Source organism: Mycolicibacterium sp. lyk4-40-TYG-92, from assembly GCF_030209435.1.
Classification (GTDB): Bacteria; Actinomycetota; Actinomycetes; order Mycobacteriales; family Mycobacteriaceae; genus Mycobacterium.
Genome location: NZ_JARVRX010000021.1, coordinates 111,733 through 129,060 on the forward strand (window position 1 = coordinate 111,733; position 17,328 = coordinate 129,060).

Genomic DNA, 17,328 nt, shown 5'->3' on the forward strand with positions numbered 1-17,328 from the left:
GTCAGTCCCGATCTACATCGAATTTGGCCGGCTCCGCAGCCGGCGTGGGGGTTCCGCCTAGTTTGGCGAAACGCGGCTCCTCGGAGAGCGTCTCGGTGATGTCGTCGATCACGTCGACATCCGGCAACAGCGGGGCGAGTTCCGGCAGCTCGCTCAGCGAGGTCAACCCGAGCCGCTCCAGGAACAATTCCGTCGTGGCGAAAGTCGTTGCGCCACTGTCGGCGTCGGTGCCGGCTTCGATGATCAGGCCGCGCGCCGCGAGGGTCCGCATCACGGCGTCGACGTTCACGCCACGCACGGCGCTCACGCGGGCGCGGGTCACCGGCTGCCGGTACGCCACCACCGCGAGCGTCTCCAGCGCCGCCCGGGTCAGCTTCGACCGGGCGCCGTCGAGAATCAGCCGCTCGACGTAGGGCGCGTACCGGGCGCGGGTGTACATCCGCCAGCCGCCGCCGGCCTCGCGCAGGTCGATGCCGCTGCCGCGCTCGGCCAGCTCGGCGGCCATCCGGCGCAGCTTGTCCTCGACGCGCTCGATCGTCTCGTCCAGCGCGGAGGCCAACGAGTCCACCGGGGCGGGCGTATCGACCACCAGAAGCAACGCCTCCAGCGCCGAGCCCAGCTCGTCATCGGTGATCTCGGTGTTGATCTCGTCGCTGTCATCGGCAGTCGCGTCGTCGGCGTCGTCAGCCTCGGTGTCGAGTTCGTCACCTTCGGCGACAGTGGCCGCGTCGGTCACACCGGCGTCAGGCTCGACGTCCTCGCCCACGCTGCTATCCGCGGCAATCACCGCGTCGTTGTCCGTCATTGGTCTTCTTCCACCGCCGCTGCCAGATGCTCGTTCGTCGGCCGCTCACCGGTCCACGAAACTTGCAGCACTCCAAGCGGTTCAATCTGCTCGAAGTTTACCGCCTTGGCACGGTAGAGCTCTAATAGCGCCAGGAACCGCCCGACGATCTCCATGCCGCCGTCGCAATCGGCGACCAGCTCGGTGAACGAGGCCCACTCCCCGATGCCGCGATTCTCCAGCAGGCCCATCAGTTTCATCGCCTGCTCGGGCACCGACACCGCCTGCACGTGCAGGTGGTCGACGCGCAGCGACGGCACCGGACGCGGCGTGAATGCGGCCGCCGCGATCTGTGCGAACCGATCGGCGTCGACGCCGAGCATCACCTCCGGCAGCAGCTCGGTGAACCGGTCCTCCAGGGTGACGGCCCGCGGGTAGCTGCGCATCGCCGCGGCTTCGAGCTCGGCGAACATCAGCGCGACGTGCTTGAACGCCCGGTACTGCAGCAGCCGCGCGAACAGCAGGTCGCGCACTTCGAGCAGTGCCAGATCCTCCTCGTCGTGGACCTCGGCGGCGGGCAGCAGCCTCGCGGCCTTCAGATCCAGGAGGGTGGCCGCGACCACCAGGAACGCCGTCGTCTCGTCCAGCTCGAGCTGACTGCCGATCTCCTTGGTGTAGGCGATGAACTCGTCGGTGACCCGGTGCAACGCCACTTCGGTGACGTCGAGCCGGTGCGCGAAGATGAGCTGCAGCAGCAGGTCGAACGGGCCCTCGAAGTTGGTGAGGCGGACCTGGAAGCCGACCTTCTTCTCCTCCGGCTGCGCGGTCGCCGAATCCTCCGGCGCCGTATCGCCGGCCACGTCACCGCCAGCGACGTCGGCCGCGGCAATCACGCGCCGAACCGGTCGATGACCTCGCACGCCAACGCCCGGTATGCCTGGGCGCCACCGGATTTCGGGGCCCACGTGGTGATCGGTTCACCGGCGACGCTGGTCTCCGGGAAGCGCACGGTGCGGCTGATGACGGTGTCGAACACCAGGTCGCCGAAGCGCTCCACGACCCGGGCCATGACCTCGCGCGCGTTGACGGTGCGGTTGTCGTACCGGGTGATCAGGATGCCGCTGATGTCGAGCTTGGGGTTCAGCCGGTCGCGGACCTTGTCGACGGTGTCGGTCAGCAACGCGAGGCCACGCAGCGAGAAGAACTCGCATTCGGTCGGGATGATGACGCCGTCGGCGCAGGCGAGCCCGTTCACCGTGAGCAGTCCGAGCGACGGCTGGCAGTCGATCAGCACATAGTCGTACCGGTCCAGCACGGGATACAGCGCGCGGGACAGGGTCTGCTCGCGGCCGACCTCGTTGACCAGCTGAATCTCGGCGGCCGACAGGTCGATGTTGCTGGGCACCAGGTCCAGGCCCTTGACCCGGGTGTTGATCAGGACGTCGTCGATCGACACCCGCGGTTCGATGAGCAGGTTGTGCACGGTGTGCTCGAGCTCGTAGTGCGGGACGCCGAGACCGGCGGACAACGCGCCCTGCGGATCGAGGTCCACCAGCAGCACGCGGCGGCCGTATTCGGCCAGGCTGGCGCCCAGATTGATGGTCGACGTGGTCTTGCCGACGCCGCCCTTCTGGTTGCACATCGCGATGACCTTGGCCGGGCCGTGCACGCTCTTGGGTTTCGGCTCGGGGATGTGTCGCGAGGGACGGCCGGTCAGGCCGATCGCGGGTTCCGGATCTGCGGTCGCGGCCGAGCCATCGACGTCGAGCGGCAACGAAACCGGCTCCACCGGGCTCAGGCCCCCCACGCCTGTTGGGACATCGGTCATGCGTCGCCGATCAGCGGCGTGACTCCCATAGCGAACATCCGGGCAAGTTTAACGGTGCCACGCCGCTGACGACGGCAGACCCGCTGTCCTAATGTGACTGCCATGAGCTGGAAGCGGCAGTGGTCCTTCGTCCGGATGGCGCTGGGGATGAGAAAGTTCGTCCAGACCGGGCAGTGGGGTGACGGCCGCGAGGCCGCCGCCGCGGCCTACGTGGAAGCCAACGCCCGCCGCGGCGACGTCGATCACGTCCTCGCGACCATCGACACGTTCGCCCGCGAACAGTCGATGCTGGTCAATGTCGGCGACGAAAAGGGCCAACTCCTCGAGTCGGCGCTCACCCGGGCCAACCCGTCGCGCATCCTCGAGCTGGGCACCTACTGCGGCTACAGCGCATTGCTGATGGCGCGCACCGCGCCGGACGCGCACGTGTTCACCGTCGAGCTGTCGGCGGACAACGCGGACATCGCCCGCCGCATCTGGACCCACGCCGGCGTCGCGGACCGGATCACCTGTGTCGTCGGCACCATCGGCGACGGCGGCGCCACGCTCGACCGCCTCGCCGGCCATGGATTCGGGCCGGGAAACCTCGATTTCGTGTTCATCGACCACGACAAGGCCGCCTATCTCAAGGATCTGGAGTCGATCCTGGCGCGGGGATGGCTGCGCCGGGGCGCTGTCGTCGTCGCCGACAACGTCAAGGTGCCCGGCGCGCCGGCCTACCGCGCATACATGCGGGACCAGGAGGGCAAGCAGTGGCACACCGTGGAGCACCCCACGCACGTCGAATACCAGAAGACGCTGCCTGACCTGGTGCTCGAGTCCGACTACTTGGGCTGAGCGTCGCCCGCCGGCTTGAGCGGGCGCTGCCACGGCCACGAGCCGGTCATCTCGACCTGCAGTGAGAAGCTGAGGAAGGTCCGGATCGCGACGATGCCGGCCAGCACCGCGACGCTCTGTGCGGTCGGCGTGACGGCCACCGTGCGGATGATGTCGGCCGCGACGAGAAATTCGAGTCCGAGCAGGATCGAGCGGCCGAGCTGCCGCCGGAACGCGTCGTAGGCGCCGCCCTCGCCGCGGATCCGGCCGATCGTCGCGGCCAGGGCGATCACCGCACCGCCCACGATCACCGCGACACCGACGGCGTCGATGACCTTGCCGGTCGTCTCGATGATGTCGTAGAACGCCATGACCGGATGCTAGCTCCGGCCGATCGCCATCCTCACCTGGCGCGCGGGTGCGCCCCGGCCCACACTTCGCGCAGCGCGCTGACGGTCACCAGGGTGTAGATCTGCGTGGTGGTGACCGATGCGTGGCCCAGCAGTTCCTGCACGACGCGCACGTCGGCGCCGCCTTCGAGCAGGTGCGTGGCGAACGAGTGGCGCAGCGTGTGCGGTGAGACAGCGGCCGTGATGCCGGCCCGCTCGGCGGAATCCTGCAGCACCTGCCACGCACTCTGCCGCGACAACCGGCCGCCGCGCGCGTTGAGGAAGATGGCGGGTGTGCCCTTGCCGCGGCGCGCCAGCTCGGGCCGGCCCCGCACCAGGTAGGCATCCAGCGCCGTGACGGCGGGCCGGCCGATGGGCACCAGTCGCTGCTTGCCGCCCTTGCCGTGCAGCATCACCGACCGGGACTCGGTGTCGACGTCGTCGCGATCGAGGCCGACCGCCTCGGAGATGCGCGCTCCGGTCGAATACAGCAGTTCCAGCAGCGCGCGGTTGCGCAGGGTCAGCGGGTTGTCGGCATCGCTGTCGCCGCCCGCGCCGTCCAGCAGCGCGATGACGTCGTCGTAGCTGAGGCTCTTGGGCAGCCGCCGGCCCGGCGTCGGTGGCTTCACGCCGCGCGCGACGTCGATGTCGGCGAGCCCTTCGGCGGCCGCGAACTTGTGCAGCCCGCGCACCGCGATAACGGCCCGCGCGGCCGAGACCGACGACAACGCGACGATGCCGTTGTCCGGATCGCCCTGACGCAGCGCGACGAGGAACTCACTGACGTCGGTCTCGGTGACGGCGCCCAAGTCGTCGATGCCGCGGCCGGCCAGATGGGCGGTGTACCGCTTGATGTCACGCCGGTAGGAACTCAGCGTGTTCGCGGCGACTCCCCGTTCGATGCTGAGGTGGTTCAGGTAGCCCTGCACCTGCTGCTCGAGCCGCGACCGGACCCCCGTTGAGGCCGAAGCCGTCGACGCCGCCACCGCCGTCAGCCCTGTTCCCGCCGGGTGCGCAAGGCATTCGGGCGGTCGACCCAGGGTGCGTCGAGCGGCCGCAGCTCGGCCGGCCGATGAGCGGCAGCGAGAATCCCGGCCACCGCAAGGGCATTGACGATCTCGCCGGCGAACACCATCTGCACGGCAGCGGCCAGCGGCACCCGTTTGACCACCAGGTCGGCTTCTTCGTCGTGCGCATGCGGCCGGCCGATCTCGGTCAGCCCGGTGGCCAGGAAGATCCGCACGCTCTCGTCGCTGAATCCGGGCGCCGAGTCGACGTCGATCAGCACCTGCCAATGTTCGGCGGCCAGGCCGGTTTCCTCTTCGAGTTCGCGCGCCGCGGTGACGTGCGGGGGTTCGTCACCCATGTCCAGCAGCCCGGCGGGCAGCTCCCACAGCCGCCGCCCGATCGGGTGCCGGTACTGGTACACCAGTACCAGGTTGTCGTCCTCATCGAGCGCGACGACCGCGACCGCCCCGTAGTGCTCGACCACCTCACGGCGCGCCGAGCCACCGCCGGGCATCGCGACCTCGTCGGCTCGCAGCGCGAAAATCTTTCCTACATAGACGGTTTCGCTCGAAAGCGTGGCGAAATCGTGGTCAGCCACGGGATTCTTGCAGCTGCTCGGCATCCTCGTCCGAACCCTCCGCATGCGATCCGGCGGCGTGGACCTCGGAGTCGATCTCCTCCAGCGGCAACCGTTCGGCAGCCTTGTAGTCCAGCGCCGCCCCGATGAACGACGCGAACAGCGGGTGCGGACGCGTCGGGCGGCTCTTGAGCTCCGGGTGCGCCTGCGTGCCGACCAGGAACGGGTGCAGGTCGGCGTCGTACTCGACGAACTCGACCAGCTGACCGTCCGGCGAGGTGCCGGAGAACTTCAGCCCACTCTCGGAGATGCGGTCGCGGTAGGCGTTGTTGACCTCGTAGCGATGCCGGTGGCGCTCGGACACCTCGGTCGCGTCGTACGCCTTGGCCACGATCGAATCCGCCTGCAGCACGGCCGGATACGCGCCGAGGCGCATGGTGCCGCCGAGGTCGGCCTCGCCGGCCACCGCGTCGAGCTGGTCGGCCATGGTGGCGATCACCGGGTCGGGCGTGTGCTCGTCGAACTCCGCCGAGTTGGCGCCGCTGATGCCGACGGACCGGGCGGCCTCGATGACGATGCACTGCAACCCGAGGCACAGACCCAGCAGCGGCAGCCGCTGACGGCGGGCATAGCTGATGGCACCGAGCTTGCCCTCGATACCGCGGATGCCGAAGCCACCCGGGATCAGCACGCCGTGCACGTCGCCGAGCACGGCGGCCGCGCCCTGATCGGTCTCGCAGTCATCCGAGGCGACCCACCGGATCTCGACCTTGGAGTGGTGGGCGAACCCGCCGGCACGCAGCGCCTCGGCCACCGACAGGTACGCGTCGGACAGGTCGATGTACTTGCCCACCAAGGCGATTCGCACCGTCTCCTTGGGCTCGTGCACCCGGCGCAACAGGTCGTCCCACTCCGACCAGTCCACGTCCCGGAACGGCAGGTTGAGCCGGCGCACCACGTAGGCGTCGAGCTCCTCGCGGTGCAGCACCTTGGGGATGTCGTAGATCGACGGGGCGTCGGGCGTCGAGATGACGCCGTCGATGTCGACGTCGCACATCAGCGCGATCTTGTTCTTCAGCGGCTCCGGCACATCGCGGTCACAGCGCAGGATCAGCGCGTCCGGCGTGATACCGATGCTCCGCAGCGCGGCCACCGAGTGCTGGGTGGGCTTGGTCTTCAGCTCGCCCGACGGCGCCAGGTACGGCACCAGCGACACGTGCAGGAAGAAGACGTTCTCCCGGCCGACGTCGTGGCGGACCTGGCGGGCCGCCTCCAGGAACGGCTGCGACTCGATATCGCCTACCGTGCCACCGATTTCGGTGATGACCACGTCGGGGCGCTTGCCCTTGGCATCGGGCAGCGCCATCTCGAGGATGCGGCTCTTGATCTCGTCGGTGATGTGCGGGATCACCTGGACGGTGTCGCCGAGGTAGTCGCCACGGCGCTCCTTGGCGATGACCTCGGAGTACACCTGGCCGGTGGTGACGTTCGCCGACCGCGACAGGTTGCGGTCCAGGAAGCGCTCGTAGTGGCCGATGTCCAGGTCGGTCTCGGCACCGTCCTCGGTGACGAACACCTCGCCGTGCTGGAACGGGTTCATGGTGCCGGGATCGACGTTGAGGTACGGGTCCAGCTTCTGCATCGTCACGTGCAGGCCACGCGCGGTGAGCAATTGGCCAAGGCTGCTGGCGGTCAGACCCTTACCGAGCGAGGAAGCGACCCCGCCGCTGACAAAAATGTGCTTTGTCGCGGCCTGTGGGTGCCTGCGTAGCGATGCCAAGAATGACCTCCGTGGTGATGGGGCACGGTAGCGGTCTAGCTACCTGGGGGCCTGCCGACCCACGGAATTTCACCCTATCACCGACCGGCCCGAGCTGGGACTGACGCGCCGGTGACGGTCGCCACGGCTCGCTCGGACTCGGGTTACTGCAGGACGGTCACCGAGCTGGCACCGCGACCGATACCGAGCTGCGCCGGGTGACCGCCGGCGATGAGTTGCTGTAGCGCGAGGACGGCGGTGATCCGGCCGGCCTGACTGTTGATGTCGTCGACGGTGCCGACCGCGCCCGAGAGCCCGGCGTCGGACCGCACCACGGCGACAGCGGCCGTGCCGGATGCGCAGCCATCCCGGCCCGCCACCAACGTGCCCGCGCCGTGCGGCGCCAGACCCGAGGCCAGGCGGGCCACCGTGGCCCCGCGGTTGCCGGCGTCATCGCCCAGGGCGCCGCCGGTGACGATCAGCGCGCTGTCGGCGACACCGATGCGCTGCGTGCCGTAGGTGATGAACCCGGTGTCGCGCAGCGTCGCGAGCACGGTGTCGCGCTGCATGTCGTCGACGGGCAGGACTGCCGGGTTGCGGTCCCGCAGCAGCGTGATGCCCAGCAGGTCACCGGCCTGTGAACCCTGGTCGACGGTCCGGGTGCTGAGCTGACGTCCGGCCGGCACGATCGGTGAGTTCACCACCGACAGCAGCTTTTCCGAGGCGTTGGCGTCCACGAATTGCTGGGTGAGAGCGATGGTCCCGGTCACCGAACCGCCCGCGGCCGCAATCAGTTTCGCGGCTGCGTCGACGTCGTCGGTGGCGGCGTCGGGGGTGCGGAACACCACGACCGATTTCCCCGCCAGCGCGTCGCGCACCATGCGCGGTGACATCTGGGCGTCGAACTCGCCTGCCGCACTGAGTTTCTGGTTCAGTGCGTTCTTCTCATCGGTGAGGCTGTTGATCTGATTCTGCAACTCGTGTTTGTCGTCACGCAGCCCGGACAGCAGCGTGTTGGACAACAGACCGGAGCCGAGCATCACCCCGATGGCCAGCGCGAGGAAAACCGCGGCCAGTGAGATCGCATGCGAGCGTAGGGAGATCATCGCCGGAGCTAGCTCACCAGACCCTGGGCCCACAGCAGGAAGCGGTTCCAGTAGTCGGTCACCAGGTGCAGCACGGTGGCGTCGGCGCGCGCGACGTACAACGCGACGATGACGGCCACCAGCATCGCCAGCACCAGCAGCGCGATGGCGCCGCCGGAGACCCGGCTGCGGTACAGGGTTGCAACGGCTTTCGCGTCGACCAGCTTCTCCCCCACCTTCAGGCGGGTCAGGAACGTCGACGGGGTGCTGGACTGCCGCGTGCGGTCGAAGAATTCTTCGATGTTGGCGCGGTGGCCGGCGGTGACGATCAGCGCGGCGCCGTGGTGGTCGACGAGCAGCAGCGCCAGGTCGGCGGCCGAGCCGGCGGCCGGGAAGGTCATGGCGCCGACACCCAGATCCTGAATGCGCTCAAGGCCTTTGGCGTGACCGTCGGCGTCGGCCGGCAGCACCACCTGGGCGCCCGACCGCAGCACGTCGGCGCTCATCTCCTCGGGATCGCCAACGATCAGCGCGGGCCGGTAGCCGGCCTTGCGCAGCGTATCCGCGCCGGCGCCGACACCGACGAGCACCGGCTGATACTCCTTGATGAACGGCTTGATGGCCTTGAGGTCGCCCTCTGCGCTGGGGTCGTCGGTCACCACGACTACGTGCCGGCGGTTCACGTCGACGTCGATGTCGGGGATGCCCATGCCGTCGATCAGCAGCGGGCTCTCACTGCGGATGAACTCGATGGTGTTGCCTGCGAACGCCTCCAGGTGCGCGACGAGGCCACTCTTGGCCTCGTGCATCATCTCGTGGATCTGCTCGTCGTTGCGCTCGTTGCCGAGGACCAGACGGCGGTCGCCGTTGTAGATGCCGCCGTTGTGCAGCCGCACCTTGGCGCCGTCCTTGACCTTCTTGAAGACCTCGGGCCCGGTCTCGTCGATCAACGTAACCCCGTTGGCGACAAGTACTTCCGGCCCCAGGTTCGGGTAGCGGCCGGAGATCGACGACGATGCGTTCACGACGGCGGCGACCTCGGCCTCCACCAGCGCGTCGGCGGTGATGCGGTCGAGGTCGAGTGCATCGAGGATGACGATGTCCCCCGGACCGACGCGGCGCAGCAGTCGGTCGATGTCACGGTCAACGCGGGCGGTTCCAGTCACGCCCGGCTTCGGTCCGGCATTTCGGGTGAGCAGCGCTGCCATCTTCATGCGTCGATTCTGTCGATGAACCCTCAAGTAGAGGTGGAGGCGCGCCGTAACAACAGCCTCAGAAGTTTTCTTTTGTCACATCCGTAACAGCCGTTTGATCTCAATCTCGCTTCGCCGCATAGTGCCGAGCGGCCTTGGCGCGGTTGCCGCACGTGGTCATCGAGTGCCAGCGCCGGGTGCCGTTCTTCGACGTGTCGTAGAACCAGAGCACGCAGTGCTCGTGCGCACACTGCTTGATCCGGCCGACCGGACCGGCCAGCAGTACCAGCAGATTGTCGGCGGCCAGCCACCCGGGCAGCCATTCGGATCGCGGTACGTCCGCATCGTCGCGCGGCCCGGAGTCGGCAAGGGTCCGCCGGATGCGGCCACGGTCCAGGACGGCGTTCAGCTCGTCCGCCGGGCCGCCGGTGACCACCTGCACTATTGCCTCGCGTGCGCGCACCAGCGCCGCGCGGGTTTTCTCGTCTGCGGCGCAGCGCTCGTCGAGATCGTTGGCCACGAGCCAACATCGGAGTCCGGCCACGTCGGCCAGCAGATCCTGCAGCCCGTCCGCCGACATCCACCGGGTGTTCAGCAGATCCAGCGCGAGAGGTTCACCGACGTGCGGGCGCGGATCACGCATAGCTGAGGTTAACCGCCTCTCCTGCATCGACAGCCTCCCGACAGGTCACTAACCGCCTATTTCAATTTTGGTGGTTGACACGTTGCGGCTCCGATTCTAACCTTCAAATGTCAGATAAACAGTTACAACGGAGGAACCGATGACCACCGCCATCACGCCCAAGCTCGCCCCCGGCCACGTCGGGCTCAACGTCACCGACCTGTCGCGATCCGTCGACTTCTACCGGCGCGCTCTGGGTTTCGAACAGCTGGGCATCAGCGACGAGGGGGACCACCGGTTCGCCTTCCTGGGTTCCGAAGGCACCCTGCGGCTGACCTTGTGGCAGCAGAGCGACGGCGCGTTCTCCACCCGAAGCCCGGGCCTGCACCACCTGTCCTTCCAGGTCGACACCATCGAGCAGGTTCAGACCGTGGAGGCTGCGCTCAAAGAGCTGGGCGTGACGTTCGCCCACGACGGCGTGGTGGCACACGGCGAGGGCGCGGCCTCCGGCGGCATCTTCTTCACCGACCCCGACGGCATCCGGCTGGAGATCTACGCCCCCAACGGTGCCGAGACCGCACCGGCACCGACCGGCGCCGCCCCCACCTGCGGATTCTTCTGAGCCGCGTCATGAACGCCTACCACGCCGGTGAGCTGGAAGTGCAACGCCGCATGGGCCAGGCGGAGATCGCTGTCCGCGTCGGCCGGATGATCCGTACGGAGATTCCGGCCGCCGCGGCGGCCTTCCTGACCGAGCAGCCCATGGTCGTGCTCGCCGCGACAGACGACGCGGGCCGGGTGTGGGCCAGTCTGGTCAGCGGCCCTGCCGGGTTCGTGCACGCCGACAGCGACCAGTCCATCGCGGTCGACGCCCTGCCGGTTCCGGGCGATCCGCTCCACGAGGTCCTCCGCCGTCCGGACCAACAGGTGGGCGTGATCGCGATCGAACCGCAGACCCGCCGCCGCATGCGCGTGAACGGGACGGCCCAACCGACCGGGGACGGCCTGCGGATTCATCCCGACCAGGTGTACTCGAACTGCCCGAAGTACATCTCGCGGCGGCACATCGACGGTGTCGCCGAGGTGACGCATCGTCCGGCCGTCCGACACGCCGACGTGCTCAATGAGCGCTTGCAGCAGATCGTTGCCCGCACCGACACCTTCTTCGTCGGGTCGGCCGATCCGGACGGCAACGCCGACGCGTCGCACCGCGGCGGTAATCCTGGCTTCCTGCAGGTGCTTTCGCCGAACCGGCTGCGGTGGCCGGACTACCGCGGCAACTCGATGTTCATGACGCTGGGCAACATCAACGCCAACCCACGCTGTGGGCTGCTGATCCCGGACTGGCAGACCGGCACCACCCTGCAGCTGACGGGCACCGCCGAGATCATCTGGGACGAGGGTCCCCAATGTGCCGTCGAATTCACCGTGGACGAGGTCATCGAGCTGACCGACGTCAGTCCGCTGCGGTGGGGGCAGGCAGAGCTCTCGCCCGCCAACCCGGCCTGAACCGTCAGGGCGCGGCGTGCTCCTGCTGCGCCGCCTCCAACAGCTCGCGGGCATGTGCGCGACCACTGTCGGTGTCGCCGAGACCGGCCAGCATGCGGGCCAACTCGGCGACCCGGTCGTCGTCCTCGAGGCGGACGACGCGGCTCGACTTCGGGCCGCTCTCCACCACCAGGTGCACGTCGCCGTAGGCCGCGACCTGCGGTAGGTGCGTCACGACGATCACCTGGTGCGTACGGGCGAGCCGGGCCAGCCGCTTGCCGATCTGCACCGCGGCGCGGCCACCGACACCGGCGTCGACCTCGTCGAACACCATGGTGGTGCCCTCGGCGGACGCCGACAGCACCACTTCGAGCGCCAGCATCACGCGCGACAATTCACCGCCCGATGCGCTCTTGGCCAGCGGCAGCACGTCCGAGCCGCTGTGCGGCGTGAAACCGAATTCGACGGCGTCGACGCCGTCGTGGCCGGCGTGCACCTTGGTGCCGTCCGGCAAGGTCAGCGGTGCACTGTCGTCGGCGCGTGCCTCCAGTGGCGACACCGTGATGCTGAATCCGGCGCCGCCCATCGCCAGTCCGGCGAGCTCAGCGGTCACCGCCTTCGCCAGGGACTTCGACGCCTTGGTGCGGGCCTTCGTGATCTCGGCAGCAGCCAGGGCCACCTTGTCGTGCCGTTCGTCGACCTGCTTCTGCAGCTCGGCCAAGGCCTCTTCCGAGACGTCGAGCTGCGACAGCCGCTGGCGGGCGTCGGCAGCCCACTGCAGCACCCCGTCGATGTCCGCGGCGTACTTGCGGGTGAGGTTGCGCAGCTCGGCCTGCCGGGCCAGCTTCGTTTCCAAAGTGCTTGCGTCGCTGGGCAACTCGGAAAGGTAGTCCCCCAGTTCACCGGACACGTCGCCGAGCACCGCCAGCGCCTCGCTCAGCCGGTCACCGAGGGCGCGCAGCACGGCGTCGTCCGTGGCCGACAACACCGACTTGGCCTGCGCCGCGGCGTCGAGCGCCGAGGCGGCGTCGTCCGACGGGCCGTCGCCGAGTTCCCCGGACAGCGCGGCCCGGGCGGTCTGCGCCGCATCCCGCAGGGCGTCCAGCTCCGACAGCCGGCGGATATCGGCCACCAACGCGTCATCCTCGCCGGCCTCCGGCGCGACCGCATCGATCTCCCCCAGACCGAACTGCAGCCGGTCGGCCTCCAACGCGAGATCCCGTGCGCGGTTCCGCCGGTCGATCAAATCCCTTCGGGCGCTGAGCCATTCGTCCCGCAGTTTGCGGTACTTGGCCAGCAGTCCCGTCACGTCGACGTAGCGGTCCAGCGCGCCGCGCTGCTCGTCGGGGCGCATCAGGCGCAACTGATCGTTCTGTCCGTGCAGCGCCAGCAGTTCCGTGGTGAACGTCGCCAGTGATTTCGCCGGCACACTGCGCCCGCCCAGGTACGCGCGCGACGGACCGTCCTTGCTCACCGACCGCGCGGCGATGACGCTGCCATCGTCGTCGCGGTCTGCACCCGAAGCCTCGAGAATCTCGTCGACGCGATCGGATACGCCGTCACCGAGTTCGGTTGTGGTGAACCGGCCTTCGACGACCGCGCGGGCCGAACCCGAACGTACCCGGCTGGGGTCGGCGCGCGCGCCGCCCAGCAGATGCAGGCTCGTGACCACCATGGTCTTACCGGTTCCGGTCTCCCCGGTCAGCACAGTCAGACCACGACCGAATTCGGCAGTGGCCGCACTGATGGCGCCCAGCGCCTCGATGCGAATCTCGGTCAGCATTACTGGCCGCGCCACCCTTTCACCGGCAACCGGAACTTGCGCACCAAACGGTCAGAGAACGGGGCGCTGTCGAGACGAACCCATTTCAGCGAGACATCGCAGCGGGTGACCTCCAGCCGGCCGCCGGCCGGGACCACCATCTGGCGACGGCCGTCGCAGAACACCATGGCGTCATTGTTGCCTGCCTCGACCTCGATCGCGATCGATGCGTCGGGGCTGGTGACCATGGGACGGGCGAACAGGGCGTGAGCGTTGTTGGGTACCACCAGGATTGCTTCCAGGTCCGGCCACAGGATCGGGCCGCCCGCCGAGAAGGCATACGCCGTCGAGCCGGTGGGGGCCGAAACCAGCACACCGTCGCAGCCGAACGCCGACACCGGACGGCCGTCGACCTCCAGCACCACATTCAGCACACCGAACCGGCTGCTCTTCTCCAAGCTGGCTTCGTTGAGCGCCCAGCCGCGCTGCACGACCTCGCCGTCGACGCGCACCCCGATGTCCAGCGTCATCCGCTCTTCGACCCGGTAGTCCTTGTCGATGATGCGCTCGAGCACGTGGTCAATGGCCTCGGCCTCGGCTTCCGCCAGGAACCCGATGTGTCCGAGGTTGACCCCGACGACGGGGATCTCGGCATTGCGGGCGAGTTCGGCGGCCCGCAGGAAGGTGCCGTCACCGCCGAGCACCAGGACCAGTTCACAGCCCTCGGCCGCGTGGCTGTCCGGGTCGACGACCGTGATGTCGACACCCATCGCGCGCATGTGGTCCGGCGAGAGATGCAAAGCGCCCCGGTCGACGGCCTCGGCTGCGAGCACTCGCAGACCGATTCCGTTGTCGCCCAGCACTTTTTCCACTCGGGTCGCGGTTTCGGTGGCTTCGTCGCGGCCGGTGTGGATCACCAGCAGGACAGTTCGTTCGAGCGTCACTGCGGCCCCTCGGCTACTGCGCGGCCGACGGCTGCGACGAGGGCATCGCCCTCCAGCGGTTGGTCGGTGGTGGCCCGCAGGCGCAGGAAGTATTCGACGTTGCCGGACGGGCCGGGCAATGGGCTGGCCGTGACGTCGACCGCGTGCCACCCGAGTTCGGCGGCGCGCCGCGCGACGGTCAACACCGCGTCGGCGCGCAATTCCGGGTCGGAAACCACACCACCGGCTCCGACTCGATCCTTGCCCACCTCGAACTGCGGCTTCACCATGGGAACAATATCGGCTTGGGCCGACGCACACGCGGTCAGTGCCGGTAGGACGGTGGCCAGCGAGATGAACGACAGATCGGCCACCACCAGGTCGACCGGACCGCCGATGGCCTCGGCCGTCAGCTCCCGCACGTTCGTCCGCTCCATCACGATGACGCGATCGTCGGACCGCAGCGACCAGGCCAACTGCCCATAGCCGACGTCGGCCGCGACGATCTCCCGCGCGCCGCGGTCCAGAAGCACTTCGGTGAATCCGCCGGTGGACGCGCCGGCGTCCAGGCAACGCCGCCCCTGGGGTGAGACGCCGAACGCATCGAGGGCACCGATCAGCTTGTGCGCGCCACGGGACACCCAGCTGCGCTCGGCGGATTCGGCAACCAGGAGATTGGCCGCGGGCGTGACCGCCGTCGATGCTTTCGACGCCCGCATGCCGTCGATCGTCACGCGGCCGGCCTCGATCAGTTCGGCAGCCTGTTGACGGGACCGGGCGAGCCCCCGCCGGACGAGTTCGGCATCAACACGTGCGCGTCGCGTCACGTGCGATCACCCCTTCTCGACCGATTCCAGGGCCCGGACCAGCAGATTGTGGGCGTGGTCCAAACCCGCCGCGACAGCCTCGAGGTCCGGCGTCTCGTCGCCTTCACCGGACAAATCCGGGAGGTGGGACAACAGGACCGCGATGTCTTCGCGGATCTGGTCGGGGTCGGTACTCATAACGATGTTCACGCTAGCGGATCGGTGTCGCCGAGCAGCGACCACCGATCCAATGCCGAACGTGCCGTGTCGTCGCCGGCTGCGATCCGCACCCTGCCATCGGTGGTACCGGCCCACACCGCAGCCGCCGTCGCGCGGACCACCGACAGGTCGTCGCCGACGACATCACCCGTGGCGTGCACGGTCACATCGTTTTCCGACATCTCCACCCGCCAGCCGGGGTGCGGGCCGACACGCAACGCGTCCGACGGCGTGGCCAACGAGCGCAGGTCGGGCGCCAGGTAGTCAGGACGCTCGCCGGGGACGGCATGCACCATGTCGGCTGCGCTGTTCACCCCGGTCAGCACCATCAGGCTCGGCAGGCCGGCGGCGTTCGCCCCCGCGATATCGGTATCGAGCCGATCCCCGACGACCAGCGGAGCTTCGTACCGGCCGCGCGCCAGGGCGTCGTTCATCAAGGTCGGCTGCGGCTTACCGGCGACCTGTGGCACCTGTTCAGTGGCCGTCTGGAGAGCGGCGACCATCGAGCCGTTCCCCGGCAGCAGTCCCCGCTCCGACGGCAGCGTCTTGTCGCTGTTCGCCGCCACCCACAGGCCACCGGCCCGGATGGTCAGCGCCGCTTCGGCGAGGTCGGCCCAACCGGTCTGCGGCGAATGTCCCTGGACCACGGCGACCGGGCCGTCGGCGAACTGCCGCACGGGCTGCAGACCGACATTGGCGACCTCGGCAGCCAGTGCCTCCGTACCGATGACCAGAACCTTGGCGCCCGCGGGCAGTTGCAGTGCCAATAGGTGCGCCGCACTCTGAGCGCTGGTCACCACATCATCGGCATGCGCACAGAAACCGAGCGCATCGAGGTGATCCGCGACCTCGGCCGGGGTCCGCGACGCATTGTTGGTCACGTAGAGCTTGCGCGATGTGACCGCAGCAAGGGCGTCGACGGCACCTTCGGTCGCCTCATGACCACGGAAGACCGTGCCGTCGAGATCCAGGAGCAGACAGTCGTGCAGCTGAGCCAGCGTCGTCACGTCAGCCCAATTCGGCGACGCGGTCCTCGGCGTCCGTGACGCCTTCCAGGTCCGCGGCCGCAGCATGCAGGAACCACTGAAGTGCGTCGTTCGTACGGTCGAGCGCCAACAGCGTCTCGGCATATACGTAGAACAGGCGAGCCGCGGTCTGGCCCGTGCGGGTGGAATCCAGCGGCGGGTTCGACAGCAGTGCCAACGCCTGCGCCGGCTGGCCCAGATCGCACCGCGCACCGGCGAGCACGATCTTCAGTTCGTCGGCGTCATCACCAGTGAGCTGCTCGGCTTCGGGACTACGCCCCAACTCGATGGCACGCTCCGGCCGGCCGACACCCCGCTCGCAGTCGGCGATGAGGGCCAGCAGCGGAGACTTGCTCCCCATCCGTCGCGCGGCACGCAGCTCCGAGAGAGCTTGCGCCCAGTCACCGCAGTGGTACGCCGCGATGCCGACGGCCTCCCGGATCGCCGCGATGCGCGACGCCCGGTTCCGCGCGGCACGGGCATGCTCGAGCGCGGCTTCTGGATCTTCTTCCAGCAGATCGCCGGCCATGACGAGGTGCTTCGCCACATAGTCCGCGGTCGCCTTGTCGAGGGTCGTCAGTTCACGACGCACCTCGGGCGAAAGCTGCTTGGCTTCGACGTCGTCGGGCAGCCGGGGGCCAACCGGGCGATCCGACGCCGCCGCGGCGTCACGAGACTGCGGCGGCCGGCCGTTCCGATCAGAGCCGGGGCGTCTCGGTGCCTGCGTGCGGTCACGCTGGGGCCGCTGCCCCCGCCGTGCGTCGCCGTCGTCTCTGCGCGAGGGGCGACGATCGCCGCCCTGCCTGTTGTCGACCACTGGAACCTTTCCTACGAAATCTCAGGTCAGAATACGGCCCTCAGCTGCAAAACCAGCCATCCGAGGGCCGACACCGAGCCAATCGGCTGACTGCCCGGGTCTTCTTACCGCGCCGAGAAATCGGAATTCCTCAAATAGAATCACCCCCCACATAAATGTGGGGGGTGATTCCTAATTTGTGTTCGGCGGTGTCCTACTTTTCCGCCCGTGCAGGGCAGTATCATCGG

The 17,328-nt window shown here is 68.5% G+C and carries 19 protein-coding genes; 3 read left to right on the plus strand and 16 right to left on the minus strand.

Translation table 11 applies throughout. The features are described from left to right. Nucleotide 1: 1 nt before the first annotated feature. Genes scpB through QRN63_RS26625 form a run of 3 tightly spaced genes read right to left on the minus strand, consistent with a single transcriptional unit; the run spans nucleotide 2 to nucleotide 2,612 of the window. Entirely contained in the window at nucleotides 2-805 is an 804-nt protein-coding gene (scpB, locus tag QRN63_RS26615) for an SMC-Scp complex subunit ScpB (RefSeq protein ID WP_285033885.1), read from the minus strand. Further along, nucleotides 802-1,644 (minus strand): segregation/condensation protein A, encoded by an 843-nt coding sequence (locus QRN63_RS26620; protein ID WP_285033908.1) that lies wholly within the window; start codon nucleotides 1,642-1,644, stop codon nucleotides 802-804. Before QRN63_RS26620 ends, scpB begins: the two co-directional genes overlap by 4 nt. 29 nt (nucleotides 1,645-1,673) lie before the next feature. Next, complete coding sequence (locus tag QRN63_RS26625) at nucleotides 1,674-2,612, minus strand: ParA family protein (RefSeq protein ID WP_285033887.1); 939 nt, start codon at nucleotides 2,610-2,612, stop codon at nucleotides 1,674-1,676. Between the two features lie 102 nt (nucleotides 2,613-2,714). Between QRN63_RS26625 and QRN63_RS26630 the strand changes: the two genes are divergently transcribed. After that, complete coding sequence (locus tag QRN63_RS26630; protein ID WP_285033888.1) at nucleotides 2,715-3,449, plus strand: O-methyltransferase; 735 nt, start codon at nucleotides 2,715-2,717, stop codon at nucleotides 3,447-3,449. Here the strand turns inward: QRN63_RS26630 and QRN63_RS26635 are convergent. From QRN63_RS26635 to QRN63_RS26665, 7 genes are all read right to left on the minus strand, one after another. After that, nucleotides 3,437-3,799, minus strand: coding sequence for a DUF1622 domain-containing protein (locus QRN63_RS26635; RefSeq protein ID WP_267317785.1), 363 nt, complete (start codon nucleotides 3,797-3,799; stop codon nucleotides 3,437-3,439). The two genes, QRN63_RS26630 and QRN63_RS26635, sit on opposite strands and share 13 nt — an antisense overlap. A 32-nt stretch (nucleotides 3,800-3,831) precedes the next feature. Beyond that, nucleotides 3,832-4,803 (minus strand): site-specific tyrosine recombinase XerD, encoded by a 972-nt coding sequence (gene xerD / locus QRN63_RS26640; RefSeq protein WP_267317786.1) that lies wholly within the window; start codon nucleotides 4,801-4,803, stop codon nucleotides 3,832-3,834. A 5-nt stretch (nucleotides 4,804-4,808) separates the two neighbouring features. Next, nucleotides 4,809-5,423 carry an NUDIX domain-containing protein gene (locus tag QRN63_RS26645; RefSeq protein WP_285033890.1) on the minus strand — a complete coding sequence of 205 codons (615 nt, stop codon included), beginning with the start codon at nucleotides 5,421-5,423 and terminating at the stop codon, nucleotides 4,809-4,811. Further along, complete coding sequence (gene pyrG, locus QRN63_RS26650; protein ID WP_267317788.1) at nucleotides 5,416-7,182, minus strand: CTP synthase; 1,767 nt, start codon at nucleotides 7,180-7,182, stop codon at nucleotides 5,416-5,418. Before pyrG ends, QRN63_RS26645 begins: the two co-directional genes overlap by 8 nt. 143 nt (nucleotides 7,183-7,325) lie before the next feature. Continuing rightward, the gene (locus QRN63_RS26655) at nucleotides 7,326-8,267 is read right to left on the minus strand and encodes a copper transporter (RefSeq protein ID WP_285033892.1); all 942 of its coding nucleotides are present in this window, start codon (nucleotides 8,265-8,267) and stop codon (nucleotides 7,326-7,328) included. 8 nt (nucleotides 8,268-8,275) lie between these two features. Then, nucleotides 8,276-9,460, minus strand: a complete 1,185-nt coding sequence (steA, locus tag QRN63_RS26660) for a putative cytokinetic ring protein SteA (RefSeq protein WP_020100023.1) — start codon at nucleotides 9,458-9,460, stop codon at nucleotides 8,276-8,278. A 100-nt stretch (nucleotides 9,461-9,560) separates the two neighbouring features. Continuing rightward, on the minus strand, nucleotides 9,561-10,082 hold the full coding sequence (locus tag QRN63_RS26665) for a CGNR zinc finger domain-containing protein (RefSeq protein WP_285033894.1): 522 nt from the start codon (nucleotides 10,080-10,082) through the stop codon (nucleotides 9,561-9,563). 139 nt (nucleotides 10,083-10,221) lie between these two features. Between QRN63_RS26665 and QRN63_RS26670 the strand changes: the two genes are divergently transcribed. Both QRN63_RS26670 and QRN63_RS26675 read left to right on the plus strand, forming a co-directional pair. Beyond that, on the plus strand, nucleotides 10,222-10,683 hold the full coding sequence (locus QRN63_RS26670; protein ID WP_267317791.1) for a VOC family protein: 462 nt from the start codon (nucleotides 10,222-10,224) through the stop codon (nucleotides 10,681-10,683). Nucleotides 10,684-10,691: 8 nt separating this feature from the next. Continuing rightward, nucleotides 10,692-11,570: a pyridoxamine 5'-phosphate oxidase family protein gene (locus QRN63_RS26675; protein ID WP_285033896.1), complete on the plus strand. Its 879-nt coding sequence runs from the start codon at nucleotides 10,692-10,694 to the stop codon at nucleotides 11,568-11,570. A 4-nt stretch (nucleotides 11,571-11,574) separates the two neighbouring features. On the opposite strand, the gene recN is transcribed toward QRN63_RS26675, so the two are convergent. From recN to QRN63_RS26705, 6 genes are read right to left on the minus strand one after another with little or no spacing between them, the layout of a single operon-like run. After that, the gene (recN, locus tag QRN63_RS26680) at nucleotides 11,575-13,332 is read right to left on the minus strand and encodes a DNA repair protein RecN (protein ID WP_285033909.1); all 1,758 of its coding nucleotides are present in this window, start codon (nucleotides 13,330-13,332) and stop codon (nucleotides 11,575-11,577) included. Beyond that, nucleotides 13,332-14,255, minus strand: a complete 924-nt coding sequence (locus tag QRN63_RS26685; RefSeq protein ID WP_267317793.1) for an NAD kinase — start codon at nucleotides 14,253-14,255, stop codon at nucleotides 13,332-13,334. The genes recN and QRN63_RS26685 overlap by 1 nt, the downstream gene beginning before the upstream one ends. Continuing rightward, nucleotides 14,252-15,061 carry a TlyA family RNA methyltransferase gene (locus tag QRN63_RS26690; RefSeq protein WP_267317794.1) on the minus strand — a complete coding sequence of 270 codons (810 nt, stop codon included), beginning with the start codon at nucleotides 15,059-15,061 and terminating at the stop codon, nucleotides 14,252-14,254. The genes QRN63_RS26685 and QRN63_RS26690 overlap by 4 nt, the downstream gene beginning before the upstream one ends. A gap of 6 nt (nucleotides 15,062-15,067) precedes the next feature. Then, nucleotides 15,068-15,238 (minus strand): hypothetical protein, encoded by a 171-nt coding sequence (locus QRN63_RS26695; protein WP_090562517.1) that lies wholly within the window; start codon nucleotides 15,236-15,238, stop codon nucleotides 15,068-15,070. Between the two features lie 8 nt (nucleotides 15,239-15,246). After that, nucleotides 15,247-16,266: an HAD-IIA family hydrolase gene (locus QRN63_RS26700; protein WP_285033899.1), complete on the minus strand. Its 1,020-nt coding sequence runs from the start codon at nucleotides 16,264-16,266 to the stop codon at nucleotides 15,247-15,249. 1 nt (nucleotide 16,267) lies between these two features. Beyond that, nucleotides 16,268-17,101 (minus strand): tetratricopeptide repeat protein, encoded by an 834-nt coding sequence (locus QRN63_RS26705; RefSeq protein WP_285033901.1) that lies wholly within the window; start codon nucleotides 17,099-17,101, stop codon nucleotides 16,268-16,270. Nucleotides 17,102-17,328 lie beyond the last annotated feature (227 nt).

Bases quoted from the DNA above. Each gene is read 5' to 3' on its own strand.
- scpB (WP_285033885.1), bottom strand. From the start codon at position 805: ATGACGGACAACGACGCGGTGATTGCCGCGGATAGCAGCGTGGGCGAG.
- QRN63_RS26625 (WP_285033887.1), bottom strand. From the start codon at position 2,612: ATGACCGATGTCCCAACAGGCGTGGGGGGCCTGAGCCCGGTGGAGCCG.
- QRN63_RS26630 (WP_285033888.1), top strand. From the start codon at position 2,715: ATGAGCTGGAAGCGGCAGTGGTCCTTCGTCCGGATGGCGCTGGGGATG.
- QRN63_RS26635 (WP_267317785.1), bottom strand. From the start codon at position 3,799: ATGGCGTTCTACGACATCATCGAGACGACCGGCAAGGTCATCGACGCC.
- QRN63_RS26655 (WP_285033892.1), bottom strand. From the start codon at position 8,267: ATGATCTCCCTACGCTCGCATGCGATCTCACTGGCCGCGGTTTTCCTC.
- steA (WP_020100023.1), bottom strand. From the start codon at position 9,460: ATGAAGATGGCAGCGCTGCTCACCCGAAATGCCGGACCGAAGCCGGGC.
- QRN63_RS26665 (WP_285033894.1), bottom strand. From the start codon at position 10,082: ATGCGTGATCCGCGCCCGCACGTCGGTGAACCTCTCGCGCTGGATCTG.
- QRN63_RS26670 (WP_267317791.1), top strand. From the start codon at position 10,222: ATGACCACCGCCATCACGCCCAAGCTCGCCCCCGGCCACGTCGGGCTC.
- QRN63_RS26675 (WP_285033896.1), top strand. From the start codon at position 10,692: ATGAACGCCTACCACGCCGGTGAGCTGGAAGTGCAACGCCGCATGGGC.
- recN (WP_285033909.1), bottom strand. From the start codon at position 13,332: ATGCTGACCGAGATTCGCATCGAGGCGCTGGGCGCCATCAGTGCGGCC.
- QRN63_RS26695 (WP_090562517.1), bottom strand. From the start codon at position 15,238: ATGAGTACCGACCCCGACCAGATCCGCGAAGACATCGCGGTCCTGTTG.